Genomic DNA, 16,402 nt, shown 5'->3' with positions numbered 1-16,402 from the left:
ATGGAAATGGGCTGGATCGCATTAGGAATTGCTGCATTTATTATATTGGCGATTGTCGGAGTTTATATCACCAAATACAAGACGGTTGGACCGGATGAGGCATTGATTGTAACCGGAAGTTATTTGGGATCGAAGAATGTTCATACAGATGATTCAGGAAACCGCATTAAAATTATACGAGGCGGAGGGACCTTCTTGCTTCCGGTGTTCCAACAGGCGGCTCCTTTGAGCTTATTGTCGAGCAAACTGGAAGTGACGACACCCGAAGTGTATACCGAGCAAGGTGTGCCGGTTATGGCAGATGGAACAGCAATCATCAAAATCGGCGGATCCATATCAGAAATTGCCACGGCTGCCGAGCAATTTTTAGGGAAATCAAAGGAAGACCGGGAAAACGAAGCGAAAGAAGTACTTGAAGGCCATCTTCGTTCGATACTGGGTTCCATGACAGTTGAAGAGATTTACAAGAACCGCGATAAGTTTTCACAAGAAGTGCAGCGTGTCGCTTCACACGATTTGGCGAAAATGGGATTGATCATCGTTTCGTTCACCATCAAAGATGTTCGTGATAAAAACGGGTATTTGGATTCGTTGGGTAAAGCACGAATCGCTCAAGTGAAAAGAGATGCCGATATTTCAACCGCGGAATCCGAAATGCAGACACGCATCAAGCGGGCTGAAGCTGGAAAAGATGCGCAACGTGCTGAAATTGAACGCGCGACGGAAATTGCTGAAGCGGAAAAAGAGAACTTGTTGAAGGTTGCTGAATACCGACGCGAGCAGGATAGTGCGAAAGCTCGTGCCGATCAGGCTTATGAACTTGAAACTGCAAAAGCTAAGCAGGAAGTTATTGAGCAGGAGATGCAAATTCAAATCATCGAGCGCCAGAAACAGATCGAGCTGGAAGAAAAGGAAATTCAGCGCCGAGAACGCCAATACGATTCTGAAGTGAAGAAAAAAGCGGATGCGGACCGTTATTCGGTTGAACAGGCAGCCGAAGCAGAGAAATCGAAACAGTTGGCGGATGCGGATGCGCAGAAATACCGTGTTGAAGCGATGGCGAAAGCCGATGCAGAAAAAATTCGTTTGGACGGCCAGGCGCGTGCGGACTCACAACGTGCACAAGGGGAGTCCGAAGCGGACATTATCCGGCTGCGTGGTTTGGCAGAAGCGGAAGCGAAACGGAAAATTGCTGAAGCATTTGAAATGTATGGCCAGGCAGCCACACTTGATATGATCGTCAAAATGCTGCCGGAATATGCAAGAGAAATCGCCAGTCCACTTGCCAACATCGACAAGATCACCGTTGTGGATACAGGAAGCGGCGAAGGCGGAGGCGCCAATAAAGTCACTTCGTATGCAACCAATCTGATGTCGACTTTGCAAGAGACGTTGAAAGAGTCATCAGGCATCGACGTGCGGGAAATGCTGGAGAACTTAACTGGGAAGACGGATTATGCACAAACTATTGAGCAATTGCGGTATGAGTTGGCTGAAAAGGATCAACCGACAAAAGAACTTGAAGTAAAGTAAAGAAAAAGAAGCTTCCATTCAGAGAACATTTGAATGGAAGCTTCTTTTTATATTGCTGAAAAAATGGAAAATAACTTATTTTCAGAGAAAACAGCTTAAATATTTGCTGTGTCTTATGTAAATGATAGAATAATGATACATATTCCTGTGAAACTATAGGTATTTGACATACTTTACGTAAGGAGCTTTTTTATGGAGATACCACTTACCAGCATCCCATCTTTTCATATAATTGCGCAGTACGGTCCTGACAAGCCGGAAATCAGTTCCATTGCCTATAATTCAAGGCAAGTAGTCAAAGGCTGTGCTTTCTTTTGTGTGCCCGGGGAAAACACTGATGGGCATTTGTATATCGATGAAGCCATTTTAAATGGAGCTTCAATGATTATTGGCTCCAATCCTGTGTTGCTTGCCGATTATGCTGAAAAGCATCCTGATCTTTCTTTTGCGGTAGTTGAAAATGTCCGTTTAGCACTCGCTTGTCTAGCCGATTTCTTTTATCAGTCCCCTCAAACAAATTTGCTGAAGATAGGCGTCACAGGAACGAACGGAAAAACAACGACAGCCACGTATGTCTATAATCTGTTCAATCTTCTTGGGGTCTCTTGTGGATTTATTGGAACAACCGGAATTTTAGGGGCAGCAGGAAAGATGCCGTTCCAGAAGAGTACACCTACCACCCCGATATCATCCGACATCCATCAGATTTTCAGAAAGTTCGTAACCGACGGCATTCAAGCTGTTGCTATGGAAGTCTCTTCTATTGCACTGGATCAAAAACGGGTGGAAGGCATCCGTTTTGATGTGGCCATCCATACCAATATTTCGGAAGAGCATCTGGAATACCACAAAACCTTTGAGCATTATCTTCAATCGAAACTTTTATTATTTAAGCAGTCCAATGCCGCTGTGGTTAATATTGACGATGAAGGAATGTCTAAAGAAATTTTGGAAACCATCGATTATCCGCATTTAACTTACAGCAGCCAGCTGGATTCTGGTGCTGATTTGATTTGGACAGCATGCGAATCATCTGATTCCGGACTGGATTTTGAACTTCGCTACCAGGGCCAGGGATGGCCGGTCCATGTTCCGCTTTATGGTGAATACAATGCGGCCAATTTGACAGCCGCTGTTGGAACGGCTCTTTTATCGGGAATTGAGCTTGTGGATATTCTGGCAGTCCTGCCGAAAATGTCTCAAGTCGAAGGCCGTTTCCAAATGATCCATGGCCCCGGCAATCGGAAGATCGTCTTGGATTATGCCCATACGCCGGTTGCGTTGGCCGCGGTTCTTCAAGAAGTGAAAAAACTATCGCATAACCGGCTGATTGCGTTGATCGCAGGCATCGGCATACGGGATTTTTCAAAAATGCCGAAGATGGCGAAAGCTGCTGAAGGAAAAGCCGACATCCTTGTGGTGACAGTCGACCATCCTGGGCATAATGAACCCGCACTTGTAATTGATGCAGTACTTGAAGGATTGACGATTCCATATAAGCAACAAGTGCTGACAGCCAATTCGCGGCGGGAAGCGGTTCTGGCAGCTTTAAAGGAAAGTGGACCAGGTGATCTTATTTTGCTGTCGAGCGGCTCGATCAACGGCGCGCAGATTGTCAGAGGAGAATACATTCCGCATTCGGATGAAGCGATTATCGAAGAATTTTTCAGTAGCAAAAACAGTGAATTTTAACTGCAAAGGTCGCTTTTTGGCGGCTGAATGTGGTTATATAGAAGAGAAGGATACATAGATATCAGAATTGGAGTGAATGGAATGCAGTATCGTACAGAAAAAGATACCATCGGTGAAATTCAAGTTGAAGCGGACAAAATGTGGGGCGCTCAAACACAGCGCAGCGTACAGAACTTTGAAATCGGTACGGAACGCATGCCGCATGAAGTCGTTATGGCTTTTGCTCAATTGAAAAAAGCGACAGCTAAAGCAAACCATAAACTTGGAAAATTATCAGAAGCAAAAATGAAAGCGATTGAACTTGCAGCGAATGAAGTGATCGAAGGCAAATGGAATGATCATTTCCCATTGGTCGTTTGGCAAACAGGAAGCGGCACACAATCCAATATGAACATGAACGAAGTTCTGGCACGCCGAGGAAATGAAATTTTGGCAGAACAAAATTCTGAAGAAAAACTTCATCCAAACGACGACGTGAACATGTCCCAAAGTTCAAACGATACGTATCCGACTGCAATGCACGTTGCAGGCGTTTTGGCAGTGACTGAAAACCTTGTGCCGGCTGTTCAAAAGCTGAAAGCAACATTGGATGAAAAAGCACAACAATTCAATGACGTCATCAAAATCGGACGCACGCATTTACAAGATGCGACACCTCTAACATTAGGCCAGGAAATCAGTGGCTGGAGACACATGCTTGAAAAGAGTGAACGCATGATTCGCGAAAGCGTTGAACACATGCGTGAATTGGCAATCGGCGGTACAGCAGTTGGAACAGGCATCAATGCGGATCCAACGTTCGGCCCATCAGTTGCTGAGTTCATCAGTGAAGCTGTTGGAACTACTTTCACTTCAGCAGAAAACAAATTCCATGCACTGACAAGTCACGACGAAATGGTTTACACGCACGGAGCCATTAAAGCATTGGCAGCGGATGCAATGAAAATTGCCAACGATGTACGCTGGTTGGCAAGCGGTCCCCGCAGCGGAATCGGTGAAATCACCATTCCTGCGAATGAGCCAGGAAGTTCCATCATGCCAGGGAAAGTCAATCCGACACAAAGTGAAGCATTGACGATGGTAGCAGCTCAAGTAATGGGCAACGATGCAACAATCGGTTTTTCCGCAAGCCAAGGAAACTTCGAATTGAATGTCTTTAAACCAGTCATTGCTTACAACTTCCTGCAATCTGTCCGTTTGTTGACAGACAGCTTGATCAGTTTCAACGATCATTGTGCAGTGGGCATTGAAGCTAATCTGGACGTTATTCAAAATCACGTGAGCAATTCATTGATGCTGGTAACGGCGTTGAATCCGCATATTGGATACGAAAAAGCTGCGGCGATTGCTAAACAAGCCCATAAAGATGGCACAACATTAAAAGAATCTGCTGTGAACAGCGGCCATTTGACTGCGGATCAGTTTGACGAATGGGTAAAACCGGAGAACATGGTAGGAAAATGAAAAAACACAAAGCGGCTGGAATTTCTCCAGCCGCTTTTTAATCCGCTCTTTTTAACACCATAAAACACTCTTCTGAAACAAAAGAAGAGTGTTTTTACGTGTATTTACTGTCCGTTCTTATATTGCATGTAGACCACTTGCGTGACCAGGAAATCCTCCATGCCGTGTTTGCCATCGGCGCCGCCAAGTCCAGATTTGCGCATGCCGGCGTGATAGCCTTGAATCGCTTCAAAATTTTCTCGATTTACGTAGGTTTCGCCGAACTTCATTTCATTGACGACTTTCATGGCTTCGTTCAGGTCGTTTGTGTAGACTGCTGAAGATAAGCCGAATTCTGTATCATTGGCTTTTTCGATGGCTTCCTCCAATGTGCTGTAAGTGGTGACAGGCAATACAGGACCGAAAATTTCATCGCGGATAATCGCCGAATCGTGCTCCACATTTGTCAAAACTGTCGGTTTATAGAAAAAGCCGGGTTGGCTATCGTCGCGTTCACCGCCGGTAGCGACCGTTGCGCCTTCACTCACTGCCTGTTTGACCATATCATGCACGGTATCAAGCCGATCCTGGCTGACAAGCGGTCCCATGTCCGCTTCTTTGTTCTTCCGCGGGTCTGCCAAAGTCTTAGATTCGAAAGCGGCCGTTAGTTTTTTCGTGAATTCTTCCGCAATGCTTTCATGGACATAGACCCGTTCGGCGTTTGTGCAGGCTTGCCCATTATTCGCCAGTCGGGAGGTTGTGATAGCTTCAACTGCAAGATCGAGATCTGCATTTTGGGTAACGATAGCAGGAGCCTTGCCACCCAATTCCAAATTGACTTTGGTGATGTTCTTTGCGGCGGCCTCCATTACTTTGGTTCCTGCTGGGACGCTGCCGGTCATGGTGACGAGCTGTACTTTTTCATGTGAAGCCAGTGCATTGCCGATTTCAGATCCTGTTCCAGTCACGACATTGTAGACACCTGCCGGAATTTCATCCATTTCATGAATGATTTTTGTGAATTCCATGGCGGTGTTTGGCGTTTGCTGGCTTGGTTTTAAGACGATTGTACAACCGGTAACAAAAGCTGTTGCTACTTTTCTGGCCAATATGAAAACCGGGAAATTCCAAGGAACAATTCCTGCTACGACGCCGATGGGCTTTTTGTAGATGAAGATGTTTTCATTCGGCCGGTCGCTTGGCACGATTTCGCCTTCGATCCGTCGTGCCCATTCGGACATGTAATGGAAATAGTCAATGGCAAGATCGATTTCGCCGCTCGCCAATTCATAGCTTTTTCCTTGTTCTTCCTGCAGCAAATCAATGAATATATCGCGTTTTTCTGCGATTTTATCTCCCAATGCACGGACAATTTTACCGCGTTCGATATTGGGTAGGAGCTCCCAAGATTTTTGTGCCTCGAACGCGGCATTTACAGCGCGGTCGACATCCTCTTTTGTTCCATTAGGAATCTGCGAAATGGTTTCTTCTGTCGAAGGGTTGATGATGTCGATCCATTCTGTTCCGGTGGAGTCTGTATATGTTCCATTTATATATAATTGATGTTGTTGCATGAGTCTGCCTCCTTTGTGTTTAATAAGCTTTTCCCTGTGCTTTACTGTGTTAAACAGACAAGGTCTCAATAGAAGGGAAACCAGAATGCTAAAAAGAGTCAGCGGATGGAGACAAAAGGATTTCCTTCGTATGGGCAGATTAAAAAAGGGCTGTTTAAAAGGGTTTCAATCAAGCTGTGACGAATTAGTTACAGTAACAGCGAATCAGAAAAAAGAGGTGCATTATGCAAAAATCATTTGTTATGTCTTGGAGCGGCGGGAAAGATTCAGCGCTTGCCTATTACCGCGCCGTGTTGGAAGGGCATGTGCCGCTTGCCTTGTTTACCATGTTCGAAGAAGATGGCTCCAAATCACGGTCACATGGTTTGCCGATTGAAGTCATGGAGGCACAGGCAGAGCGGATGGGGTTGCCTTTAGTCATCGGAAAAGCCAGCTGGTCTGGTTATGAAAAGGAATTTATTAAGCAACTGAAGAAATTTAAAGCCCAAGGAATTGATATGGGAGTTTACGGCGATATCGATTTGGAAGACCATTTGAAGTGGGTGGAAAAAGTCAGTGCAGAAGCAGATATGAGTGTCGGACACCCTCTATGGCAAGAGCCGCGAAGAAAGATTGCAAAGGAATTGGTGGACGAAGGTTTTCGGGCAGTCATTACAGTAGTCGATACAAAGCGCTTGGATGAACGTTTTTTGGGACGTGAATTCACTGATGAATTGATAGATGAATTGGAAGCGGAAGGTGTGGATGTCTGCGGTGAAGAAGGGGAGTTCCATACGATGATTGTAGATGGCCCAATTTTCGTTGAACCGGTGCCAGTCATATTCGGTGAAAAAATCAAGGCAGGGAACTACGGAATATTGGAAGTGAAACTTCATTCAGAGGAGTGATCACGATTGATTCAAATCATGGGGATGGAAGAAAAACATATTCGGCAAATGGCGGTACTGTTGGCAAAGCGCCATGAAAGGGAGCGTAAGATCTTCAGCTTTCTGCCGACAACGTTCGAAGAAATCGATGATACCGAAGAGGTTCTGCGGCATATGCTCGAACGTCCATTCATCAATGGCATTGTGGCAGTCAGAGGGATTGATGTAATCGGTTATTTGCTTTATGAGTTTAAAGAAGATGCTAAACACGGGCGCTATGTATGGATGGACTATGAATCCATCGCTATAAGCGAACATGAAAATCCGCGTTTGTTGAGGTTGTTATATGCAGATGCTGGAGCTGAGTGGATCAAACATGGCTATTTTCATCATAGATTAATGGCGCCGCTGGGCAATGAAGCAGTTATTGACCAATGGCTGGACCAGTCTTTCAGTTTTGAACAGAAATATGGAATTTTGTCGCTTGATGATTTTGAACCGGAAAACGGCACACTTCCGAAGCTCGAGTTTCGAAAAGGAAAAAGGGAAGACGCATCATTACTGAAAAAAATGGGAATGTGGAATAGCATTCATCAGGCAGCCGCTCCTTCTTGGCAACCTATTACACGTGAAACTTTAGAGGATGTAAAGGAAAGCTACGAAGCTTTGAGTGAAGACCAGGATGCATATTTGTGGATGGCTGAGCAGGGGGACCAGATTGCCGGATTCCATGTCTATTTCCGCAAGGAAGACCCGCTGAGTCTGGTGACTCCCGAAAATTGTGCCGTGCTTCCTGCAGCATCGACTAATCCGGACCTCCGAGGAACAGGAGTAGGGCGGGCGTTAGCCAATTACTGTTTCGATGAGATGAAGAAACAGGGCTATGAGTATATTTTCGCAGATTGGCATACGCCCAATCAACTAGCTTCCTATTTTTGGCCGAGAATGGGATTTCAGCCCATCATGGTCCGTATGGTAAGGAAAGTGGATCCGCGAATTTCGTGGGCACATGGCGAATAGTTGGAAGCCGGCAACTGATGACTCTAGACGAATCGACATAATAAAATCCTCCTACTGATTCATCAAGCCACTTTACTAATTTTAAAAATTCGAATAAGCTAGAAGCATCAGGAAAACGATAGCGTTTCCACCTAAAATATCCGCTGTAACTACTTGGTTCGTAAAACGCAATTAAATAATTTGGTCAAGTGCTGTAGAGATTAGTGCTATCAGCAAAGCCGAAAAGTAACTTTCCATAAACACGGGAAGACTTTTCGGCTTTTTCTTTGTTCAAAAAAGAAGGGGAGAAACGTGTTGAAAGATCAAACAGATTTTCAAGAAGAAATAAGCTTTTATTTTTCAAGATCCAAAGGCACACACGAAGAAGCGGGAGAACAGTTCATCACCTTGTTTGCACGTTTAAGTGTCATCGTCCCTTCACATGAGAAAGAAGCGGAAACCAGTGGACATCAAACCTTATGGGTTGATATAGACCAAGTGAAAGAACAGCAGGCTACGCTTAAAACGAGAAAAATGCCAGATTTTATACAGCAATATGAAGTGCCGGAAGCATTGTTTTGGGAACTATATAAAATTTCTCAGCGTTGTCCTGATGAGCTGTATTATCTGACGCCATTGTCGCATCTGCACGATTACAGCAATCGCAGTTAATTGACTCCATTCCTAAGAATTAAAACAGCGCGGTCCAATAGGACACGTGCTGTTTTAATTTTCTGGAACGACTTTAAAGTCGATTTGTGTATGGATTTCATAAGGAGTGGCGGAACCAGCAGAGCTTGTGGCAGTGAAGTTCGCAAAACCATCGATTTTATAATAACCGGGCGGAAACTCTTTTTCCATAATACGCTGAACAAATTCAATATAAGCTTCATCTTCTTCGGCACTATAGCCGCCGCTGCCAGTATAGTCTTCATGCAAGGGCTCTCCTTTGGTTAATCGGGTAGTCAACAATGGTTCGTTCATGGCATATTCAACGACATATTTCCTTGTCTCTTCGGAAAGGGGGAAATGGAAAGGGGAAGCGGCATGGGAAATTTCAATGTTCTCCTGTGCACCGTTATATTCCAGTTCCGCATAAACTTTTATTTCTTCGCCTTCGGTGTATTGTTCTTTTTCGCTTATCAAGCGATAAATGAAGTCGCCTTGGACAGCGTCGGATTGAGCAGAATTCACAGTGAAATCACTTATATCATCTGCCGGTTGTTTTAGTGGTTCATCAACCCCGCAGGCTATCAGCACCAAAACAGGAATAAGAATACGGATGGCCCTGATCGTTTTCATCATTCGTATGCCTCCTTTGTCTATAAGACGAAGAAGCAGGAGCATCTGTTACAAACAATAGAAAAAACAGCGGTGTTTATTCTATTTTATCTTCTGGGCGCCATCCTTGTTGCAGTTCGCGGATCGACAAGCCGAAAGTCATTTCGAGATGTGGGTAATCCTTGAAACGCTGCCAGTCACCACCCCAGTCAAATCCAAGTTTCTTACCGATAGCCGCAACTTCGAACCAATCACTTTCTCCGTTGCCGTTGCCGTCTCTTGTAATGTCCCAAACAACCGATCCGTCATCAAAGCGCAGAGCGTAATCGATGGCCAACCCATAATTATGATAGGACTCCCCAGCTTCTGCATGCGTCACAATAGAGCCAGGCGTGCTTCGCCCTTGACTGTGGAGGTCTGCCTGTTCTTCAGGGGAGCGGTAACCATCGGTAATAATAATATCGATTCCAATTTCAGCAGCTTGAGCGACCAGCTGATCGCGTTTTTCTTCTACGAGGGGGTGCAATCCGGAAGGCAATGGGCGCTTCTCCAATTCTTCCCGAAACGCCATTTCCTTCTCCAGCCATATAAATAAAAAACCGCCGAGAATCACTAAGAAAAAGATCGTAAAAGCGGTCTTTGCGTGTTTCAATTTCATTCACCTCTGTAGCTTCTATTGTAGCAAAAATCATGAAAAGAGTATCGCAGCAAAGAATTTGGTACGATAGAAGAAATGAAGAGAGAGGGGATACAATCAATGGTTATCGAATTGATGAAAGCGCACGCTTCTATACGCGACTATAAAGAAAAGCAATTGTCACGGGAGGAAGTCAGCGAACTGGTTGCAGCGGCGCAACATGCAGCCACATCCCACTTTGTCCAAGCTTATTCAATCGTTTGGGTAACAGATCCTGAAAAACGCAAAAAACTGGGCGAACTGTCCCAAAATGCTAAACAAATGGAAGGCGCGGGAGCAGTCTTTCTGATGTGTGCCGATTACAACCGGCTGCAACATGCAGGCAAGATGCAGGGACAGGAAATTGTCTTCGATTACGCGGAAAATTTGATTGTGGCTGTAACCGATGTTGGTTTGCTGGCGCAGAATCTTGCTCTTGCAGCTGAATCGAAAGGCTATGGCATCTGCTATATCGGCGGCGTCCGCAATAATATGGAAGCTATCAGCGAACTGGTCGGATTGCCTGAAGGTGTCTTCCCGGTTTACGGCTTGACCGTCGGTGTTCCGAACGAAGCGAATGGCGTCAAGCCACGTTTGCCGGTCGAAGCGATTTTGCATGAAAATGAGTACGATGAGGCGAAGTATGAAACCATCTTGCCGGAATACGACAATACGATCCAAGCCTATTATGCAAGCCGCGGATCGAATCAGAAAACCGCTACTTGGACGCAACAAATGGCAAATTTCCTAAGAAAGCCGCGCCGTGAAGACATTAAAGAAGTATTGGCGAAAAAAGGCTACCATTTCAAGTAAGGCATACAAAGTTTTTTGACAGATAAAACCTAAGGAGGAAAAGCAATGAAGCTGGCACTATTCGGAGCTACAGGACGCGTGGGCGGCGAAATTCTTAAACGGGCTTTAGCAGACGGCCATCACGTAAAAGCTTTGGTCCGGTCCGAAAAATTAGAGGCGCACCCGAATTTGGAAATGATTATTGGGGACGTACGAAATGCAGAAGACGTTGAAAAAACGATTATTGGGACCTCAGCGATTTTCAGCGCTATTGGGACAGACCGGACAACGACCTTATCTGAAGCGGCGCCGCTGATTGTAAACGCGATGGAAAAAAACGGCATCGAACGAGTGATAACCATTGGGACGGCGGGAATTTTGGATAGTCGGTTGAGCCCAGGCCTGCTCCGTTACGAAGGTGGAGATTCCAAGCGCAAGCTGACGTTTGCTGCAGAAGAACATGAATCGGTTTATCGGTTGTTTGAAAAAACCTCTCTTCAATGGACCATTATTTGCCCTACATACTTGCCTGATGGCGAAGCCTGCGGCAAGTATCGTGCAGAAAAAGATCTGTTGCCTGAAGAAGGAAAAGAAATAACGGTTGGGGACACGGCGGAGTTTGCGTATCACCAGCTGGAATCACAGGAATTCATTCAGAGCCGTGCAGGCTTGGCTTACTAGAAAGTTTAGACAGAAGGTGCCCCATGAAAAAATGGTTAGTGCGTATAGGATTGGGCGTTTTTGCTTTATTGGCAATTGCAATCATCAGCTTTGTTATTTATGCTCAGTTTGATAATGGACCAAGTGCTGTCTTGACTGAGAATGTAGATCTATCTGCAATTGATCGGGATGAAGAGGGCTTGATTTTTCAGCCGGAATCACCTAACGGCAAAGGAATTATCTTGTATCAGGGAGCAAAAGTGAAAAAAGAAGCTTATGCATACCTCGGGCAATCCCTAAGCGAGAAAGGCTTTGTTGTTTCGATCCCCCAATTGCCATTGAACTTTGGGATTCTGGGTTCAAGAAAAGCGGATGCTGTGATTGAAGAATATCCTGAAGTGGAGGAGTGGTTTCTTGGCGGCCATTCTTTGGGCGGTGTAGCCGCTTCATTTTATGCGGAAGATTCTTCGTCAAAGCTGACAGGGCTTTATTTCCTTGGCGCATATCCAGCTGGCGACTTTTCGGCCAGCGACTTGCCTATGCTGTCGATTTATGGAGAGTTGGATGGCTTGTCTACAGTGGAAGACATTGAAGAGAGCCGGAAATTATTCCCGGATGACAGTGTCTTCGTTGAAATTGAAGGCGGCAACCATGCGCAATTCGGTTTATATGGTGAACAAAAAGGTGACGACGCAGCTGAAATAACGCCGATCGAGCAGCAAGATCAGGTAGTAGAGATATTAACCCAATGGATAAACGAAAACTGACCCATAGGTTCTGGGCCAGTTTTCGTTTTTTTATAGGTTTCGGAAGTACAGCTTTTAACCTTCGCCAGCGCGTCTTATGCCCGTCGAATCTACATGGGCGCTTCCGCTTTTCTTTTACGCAGTGATGTCTCTTCTGCCGAATGTCCAGTAGCTGATAGCCATGAATACCAAAAAGTAAACGGCCAGTACGACGATGGACATCTGGATAGTGATATCAGAAATCATGAAATTACCGGTGAAAAATTGTGTCAGGTCGGTATGGGTAAACAAATAATATTTGACGATTTCATAGTTCTGTAATAGGAAGACGGCTTGGATGCCTGTAAACATCAGGAAGATCGATAAGCCGATTGCTAAGGAACTGGAGCGGAAAACGGTGCTCAGCATGAATGCGAACGTGCTGATCATCCAGACACTTGAAAATTTAAGTGCTGCGAGCTTGAGGGCTTCCAGCCAGAACGAAGTTTCTGCCACTTCAGACCCGTTCCAAACGAGAAGGGTTCCGTCGCTAAATCCGAAAAAGAGCAATCCTGCAAGTGCTGTGGAAATCATTAAAATCGTGGTCAACGCCACGGCAAACAGCAGCACGGTTATGTATTTGGAAGTGAGGATTTTCCAACGCTTCACCGGCCGTGTGAGCAACATTTTAATGGTCCCTTGTGAAAATTCAGAAGCTACAATGCCGCCGGCTACAATGACTGCCAATAGCGTAACGAGTGACATCATCATATGGGTATCGATTACTTGTTGTTGCATACTGGTGTATTCAAATGAAGGAATGTCATTTTCCAGCCGGTGTTCAGCGATGGCAATCTGTCCTTCATAATAATCGACTTGTGGTTCGCTAAGATCGGGTTCTGCCAGCATGGTCATACTGTTGGCGATTTCTGCTTCAGCAATGTCCCGCCAGTTCTCGTTGGCGTTTTCAGTGGCTGTAGAATTCATCCATTTGGTGATGCCAACACCTGCAAATACGACCACGACCAGCAATGCGGCCATAATCCAAGTCATTTTTCGGCTCCATAGTTTCATCCATTCATTTTGTATGAGTTTGAGCAATTTCGCCGCCTCCTGTCATTTCAAGGAATTGGGATTCTAAGGTTTCACGATATGGCTGGACGGCAAAAATTCGCACGCCGGCTCCGACCAACAGATTGATGACTCCCGGAATATGTTCGGCGCCAGAATCGATCAGATAGCCTTTATCGTGCAATACTGCGGGAAATCCAATGCCCGTCAGCACTTCTTCAGCCAGTTCCAGAGGTTCTGCTTGAATGTAATAGCGAGATCTCTGGAGATCATTGACGTTTTTGATATCGATTAATTCGCCATTTTGAATAATGGCAATCCGGTCGCACAGCAATTCAATCTCAGACAAGAGATGACTGGAAACAAAAACAGCCACTCCGTTTTCCTTGGCTATTTTCTGCAGGTAAATCCGGAATTCGCGAATGCCCGCTGGGTCAAGGCCGTTTGTTGGTTCGTCGAGAATCAGGAATTTCGGATCGTGCAAAAGTGCTTGTGCCAGGCCAAGACGCTGCCGCATGCCGAGCGAGTAAGAAGCGACTTTTTCATTAATGCGATTTTGCATGCCGACCTGTTTGACGACTTCATCAATCCGCTCTTTGGATATTCCTTTATGCATCCGTGAAAAATGAAGAAGGTTCTTGTAACCGGACATGTATTTGTACATTTCGGGGTTTTCCACTATGACACCGACTTTTTGGATGCTGTCTTCGAAGTCTGTCTGCACGGATTGGCCATCGATCCATACTTCGCCTTCGGTCGGACGCATCAAACCAACCATCATCCGGATCGTCGTGGTTTTTCCGGCTCCATTGGGACCGAGAAACCCTGTGATTTCACCTTTGTGAAGCTCCAGACTCAAATTTTTGATGATTTTTTTATTGCCGATTGTTTTCGATAGATTCTTGATTTGGACAATCGCTTGTTCAGCCATACTCTGCCACCTGCTCTCTTATATGTCATTAGTAGTAACGAACCAAGAAGGCTAAAGTTTCACTTTTTTTAGAGGGAACTTCGGCAACGGGTGCATACTAGATTCAAAAAAGGGAATAACAGAACCAAGAGCAAAATGATGGAGGGGTTGGCGATGAAAGAGTTGGAGGACAAAGAACAGGTTCTGATCGCTTATTATACGCAATATTATATGGGTGGAGGCTATGATGACCTTAAGCAATTAGATCAGCATCTGGCACAGGAAATCGGTGAAGACCGATATGCTGCTGTGATGAAAGAATTGGAAAATGAAGGGCTGATTTTTGGCATGGAGCAAGTGAAAGCCCGCGAAAAAGCTGGAGAAGACAGCCCGATGGCAACAAATGAAGGAATGCTTTCTGTCCACTCTATATTGAATCTGCAATCGGAATCAATAGAGAACCATCAACTTGATTACCTAAAGAATCACCTTAAAACCAGTAACTTGAAATTCACCTTAGCGCCGGTAGAAAATTATATTTATAAAAAAATTGAGGAAAAGGCACAGCAAAAGCCTAATGAAAACTCCCCTTGAATAGAACAAAAGAAGCGACGGCCGAAAATTCAGCCGTCGCTTCTTTTGATGTATTTAGAGTTTGAATATAAAAAACACCAGAAAAATGAAAAGGATCACAAGCGTATTGACAGTTAATGAAGTCTGTTTGCTGACAGGTTCCTCGAGAGACGGAAAACGTTCAACAATGCGCATCGCCCCATAAATCAGAGCAGCTAAAATCAACAAGGTCACTACCAGGTTCATGTCATAAATCCGGACGTCAATAAAACGGATCAGCACGACAGAAAGGGCTAAAATCATGCCGTTCACTAAATTTTTGCGTTTCATAGATACTCCTTTAATTCGTTTTCGAGAAATGGCTCGGCTGACAGCAATGAAGTAAACTGTTTGTACTTCTTAAATTGTCCAGCAGCCGGTTTTCGGCCGGTTTTATAAGCGCGGATCAAGATGTTTTTGGGTGTGTGCTCCATATCGATAAATTCCATCAATTGCGTTTCGTAGCCAACGAGAGACAGCAATTCTGCACGGATCGAGTCCGTGGCTAAAGCGCTGAAACGCTCTTTGATCAACCCGTGCTGCAGCATGATGCCAAGTTCGGGTGCCGCTATTTGGCTGTTCAATTCGTGCTGGCAGCAAGGAACGCTCAAAATTACTTTTGCATCCCATTTAACGGCGCGCGATAAAGCCATATCGGTCGCTACGTCGCAGGCATGCAAAGTGACAACCATATCGACAGCGGATTCCTCATTGTAGTCATTGATGTCTCCCACCAGGAACTCCAGCTGTTCATAGCGGAGGTCTTCTGCAATCTGCTGGCATTCCTCAATCACTTCTTTTTTCAGATCAAGGCCGGTAACCCGCAGGTCCAAGCCTTTTTCAATGCGCAAGTAATGATACAGCGCAAAGGTCAAATACGATTTTCCTGAACCGAAGTCAAGGATGCGGACAGTGCGGTCCTGCGGCAAATAGGCAAGTGCATCATCAATAAATTCAATGAAACGATTGATTTGGCGGAATTTATCGTACTTCTGCTTTTTGACTTTTCCATCCGAGCTTTGAACGCCGAGGCGAACCAGGAATGGATAGGGGATGCCGTCTTCCAGTAAGTATTGCTTTTTGCGGTTATGAGAGAGCTCAGCTTTTTTCTCGCCGGTCTGTTCGGCTTTCCAGCTGACTTTGAATTTTTTGGAAAGCTGGATCTGTACTTTTTCATCCGTGAATTGAAACAGGGCTTGGCGAAAGTCATTGAAAAGAGATTCCAATTTACGGCATGCTTCTTCAAGGGGCAAGTTTTCGTGTTTCAGCACATGTTCATGCTGATATTCAAATTGGATTAAGTATTCGTTTTTAATTTCAACCGGCTTCAGTTTGATCCGCTTGATGTCATTGGATTTCAGTCGCGGCTGGCTGACGGTTGCTGACACCAATTGCTGCTGCAAAAGGCGTTCTGTCAATTGGTCCTGCATTGTTTGTAATTCCATGGTCGATCCTTTCCGTTGCATGTAATAGTTTTAGTTTATCATGCGGTGCATAAAAAGAGCGAGCTGTCCGGTTCGTTCCGATAAAAGCACGTCCCATTAATTTGGAATTTTGTGATAATATAG

At 45.1% G+C, this 16,402-nt stretch carries 17 protein-coding genes; 10 read left to right on the top strand and 7 right to left on the bottom strand.

Annotation, left to right across the window (positions count from 1 at the left end; translation table 11 throughout):
- The 3 genes from QMA04_RS15650 (at position 1) to fumC (ending at position 4,689) form a co-directional block, all read left to right on the top strand.
- Entirely contained in the window at positions 1-1,533 is a 1,533-nt protein-coding gene (locus QMA04_RS15650) for a flotillin lipid rafts scaffold protein FloT (protein WP_203340501.1), read from the top strand.
- A gap of 192 nt (positions 1,534-1,725) precedes the next feature.
- The gene (locus QMA04_RS15645; protein ID WP_290186879.1) at positions 1,726-3,225 is read left to right on the top strand and encodes a UDP-N-acetylmuramoyl-L-alanyl-D-glutamate--2,6-diaminopimelate ligase; all 1,500 of its coding nucleotides are present in this window, start codon (positions 1,726-1,728) and stop codon (positions 3,223-3,225) included.
- Positions 3,226-3,306: 81 nt separating this feature from the next.
- Positions 3,307-4,689: a class II fumarate hydratase gene (gene fumC, locus QMA04_RS15640; protein ID WP_191715458.1), complete on the top strand. Its 1,383-nt coding sequence runs from the start codon at positions 3,307-3,309 to the stop codon at positions 4,687-4,689.
- A 104-nt stretch (positions 4,690-4,793) separates the two neighbouring features.
- Here the strand turns inward: fumC and aldA are convergent, their stop codons facing one another.
- Positions 4,794-6,242 (bottom strand): aldehyde dehydrogenase, encoded by a 1,449-nt coding sequence (gene aldA / locus QMA04_RS15635; RefSeq protein WP_290186877.1) that lies wholly within the window; start codon positions 6,240-6,242, stop codon positions 4,794-4,796.
- Between the two features lie 224 nt (positions 6,243-6,466).
- Between aldA and QMA04_RS15630 the strand changes: the two genes are divergently transcribed.
- From QMA04_RS15630 to QMA04_RS15620, 3 genes are all read left to right on the top strand, one after another.
- On the top strand, positions 6,467-7,129 hold the full coding sequence (locus QMA04_RS15630) for a Dph6-related ATP pyrophosphatase (protein ID WP_290186875.1): 663 nt from the start codon (positions 6,467-6,469) through the stop codon (positions 7,127-7,129).
- A gap of 6 nt (positions 7,130-7,135) precedes the next feature.
- On the top strand, positions 7,136-8,128 hold the full coding sequence (locus QMA04_RS15625; protein WP_191715461.1) for a GNAT family N-acetyltransferase: 993 nt from the start codon (positions 7,136-7,138) through the stop codon (positions 8,126-8,128).
- A 294-nt stretch (positions 8,129-8,422) separates the two neighbouring features.
- Complete coding sequence (locus QMA04_RS15620) at positions 8,423-8,779, top strand: hypothetical protein (protein WP_290186873.1); 357 nt, start codon at positions 8,423-8,425, stop codon at positions 8,777-8,779.
- Positions 8,780-8,833: 54 nt separating this feature from the next.
- On the opposite strand, the gene QMA04_RS15615 is transcribed toward QMA04_RS15620, so the two are convergent.
- Complete coding sequence (locus QMA04_RS15615) at positions 8,834-9,412, bottom strand: hypothetical protein (protein WP_290186871.1); 579 nt, start codon at positions 9,410-9,412, stop codon at positions 8,834-8,836.
- A 73-nt stretch (positions 9,413-9,485) separates the two neighbouring features.
- Positions 9,486-10,040, bottom strand: a complete 555-nt coding sequence (locus QMA04_RS15610; protein ID WP_483313723.1) for a M15 family metallopeptidase — start codon at positions 10,038-10,040, stop codon at positions 9,486-9,488.
- A gap of 105 nt (positions 10,041-10,145) precedes the next feature.
- On the opposite strand from QMA04_RS15610, the gene nfsA reads away from it, so the two are divergent.
- Genes nfsA through QMA04_RS15595 form a run of 3 tightly spaced genes read left to right on the top strand, consistent with a single transcriptional unit; the run spans position 10,146 to position 12,283 of the window.
- A complete protein-coding gene (gene nfsA, locus QMA04_RS15605) occupies positions 10,146-10,877 on the top strand; it encodes an oxygen-insensitive NADPH nitroreductase (protein WP_290186867.1) in 732 nt (243 codons plus the stop codon).
- A 45-nt stretch (positions 10,878-10,922) separates the two neighbouring features.
- A complete protein-coding gene (locus QMA04_RS15600; protein WP_290186865.1) occupies positions 10,923-11,537 on the top strand; it encodes an NAD(P)-dependent oxidoreductase in 615 nt (204 codons plus the stop codon).
- A 23-nt stretch (positions 11,538-11,560) separates the two neighbouring features.
- Positions 11,561-12,283 (top strand): alpha/beta hydrolase, encoded by a 723-nt coding sequence (locus QMA04_RS15595; RefSeq protein WP_290186863.1) that lies wholly within the window; start codon positions 11,561-11,563, stop codon positions 12,281-12,283.
- 114 nt (positions 12,284-12,397) lie between these two features.
- Here the strand turns inward: QMA04_RS15595 and QMA04_RS15590 are convergent, their stop codons facing one another.
- Positions 12,398-13,342 carry an ABC transporter permease subunit gene (locus tag QMA04_RS15590; protein WP_290186861.1) on the bottom strand — a complete coding sequence of 315 codons (945 nt, stop codon included), beginning with the start codon at positions 13,340-13,342 and terminating at the stop codon, positions 12,398-12,400.
- A complete protein-coding gene (locus QMA04_RS15585; protein WP_290186859.1) occupies positions 13,320-14,243 on the bottom strand; it encodes an ABC transporter ATP-binding protein in 924 nt (307 codons plus the stop codon). The genes QMA04_RS15590 and QMA04_RS15585 overlap by 23 nt, the downstream gene beginning before the upstream one ends.
- Positions 14,244-14,396: 153 nt before the next feature.
- Here QMA04_RS15585 and QMA04_RS15580 point away from each other — a divergent pair, with 153 nt between their 5' ends.
- Complete coding sequence (locus QMA04_RS15580) at positions 14,397-14,816, top strand: hypothetical protein (protein WP_290186857.1); 420 nt, start codon at positions 14,397-14,399, stop codon at positions 14,814-14,816.
- A gap of 54 nt (positions 14,817-14,870) precedes the next feature.
- Here QMA04_RS15580 and QMA04_RS15575 read toward each other — a convergent pair whose 3' ends face one another.
- Both QMA04_RS15575 and QMA04_RS15570 read right to left on the bottom strand, forming a co-directional pair.
- Positions 14,871-15,125: a hypothetical protein gene (locus QMA04_RS15575; protein WP_290186855.1), complete on the bottom strand. Its 255-nt coding sequence runs from the start codon at positions 15,123-15,125 to the stop codon at positions 14,871-14,873.
- Positions 15,122-16,279, bottom strand: coding sequence for a class I SAM-dependent methyltransferase (locus QMA04_RS15570; protein WP_290186853.1), 1,158 nt, complete (start codon positions 16,277-16,279; stop codon positions 15,122-15,124). The genes QMA04_RS15575 and QMA04_RS15570 overlap by 4 nt, the downstream gene beginning before the upstream one ends.
- Between the last annotated feature and the right edge of the window lie 123 nt (positions 16,280-16,402).

It is taken from the genome of Planococcus sp. APC 3900 (assembly GCF_030407735.1).
In the GTDB taxonomy this organism is placed as follows: Bacteria; Bacillota; Bacilli; order Bacillales_A; family Planococcaceae; genus Planococcus; species Planococcus notacanthi.
Note: the sequence above shows the minus strand (reverse complement) of the source record. Positions and strands in the feature narration are given on the sequence as shown.

Bases quoted from the DNA above. Each gene is read 5' to 3' on its own strand.
- QMA04_RS15575 (WP_290186855.1), bottom strand. From the start codon at position 15,125: ATGAAACGCAAAAATTTAGTGAACGGCATGATTTTAGCCCTTTCTGTC.
- aldA (WP_290186877.1), bottom strand. From the start codon at position 6,242: ATGCAACAACATCAATTATATATAAATGGAACATATACAGACTCCACC.
- QMA04_RS15615 (WP_290186871.1), bottom strand. From the start codon at position 9,412: ATGATGAAAACGATCAGGGCCATCCGTATTCTTATTCCTGTTTTGGTG.
- QMA04_RS15570 (WP_290186853.1), bottom strand. From the start codon at position 16,279: ATGGAATTACAAACAATGCAGGACCAATTGACAGAACGCCTTTTGCAG.
- QMA04_RS15585 (WP_290186859.1), bottom strand. From the start codon at position 14,243: ATGGCTGAACAAGCGATTGTCCAAATCAAGAATCTATCGAAAACAATC.
- nfsA (WP_290186867.1), top strand. From the start codon at position 10,146: ATGGTTATCGAATTGATGAAAGCGCACGCTTCTATACGCGACTATAAA.
- QMA04_RS15580 (WP_290186857.1), top strand. From the start codon at position 14,397: ATGAAAGAGTTGGAGGACAAAGAACAGGTTCTGATCGCTTATTATACG.
- QMA04_RS15600 (WP_290186865.1), top strand. From the start codon at position 10,923: ATGAAGCTGGCACTATTCGGAGCTACAGGACGCGTGGGCGGCGAAATT.
- QMA04_RS15595 (WP_290186863.1), top strand. From the start codon at position 11,561: ATGAAAAAATGGTTAGTGCGTATAGGATTGGGCGTTTTTGCTTTATTG.
- QMA04_RS15630 (WP_290186875.1), top strand. From the start codon at position 6,467: ATGCAAAAATCATTTGTTATGTCTTGGAGCGGCGGGAAAGATTCAGCG.
- fumC (WP_191715458.1), top strand. From the start codon at position 3,307: ATGCAGTATCGTACAGAAAAAGATACCATCGGTGAAATTCAAGTTGAA.
- QMA04_RS15645 (WP_290186879.1), top strand. From the start codon at position 1,726: ATGGAGATACCACTTACCAGCATCCCATCTTTTCATATAATTGCGCAG.
- QMA04_RS15650 (WP_203340501.1), top strand. From the start codon at position 1: ATGGAAATGGGCTGGATCGCATTAGGAATTGCTGCATTTATTATATTG.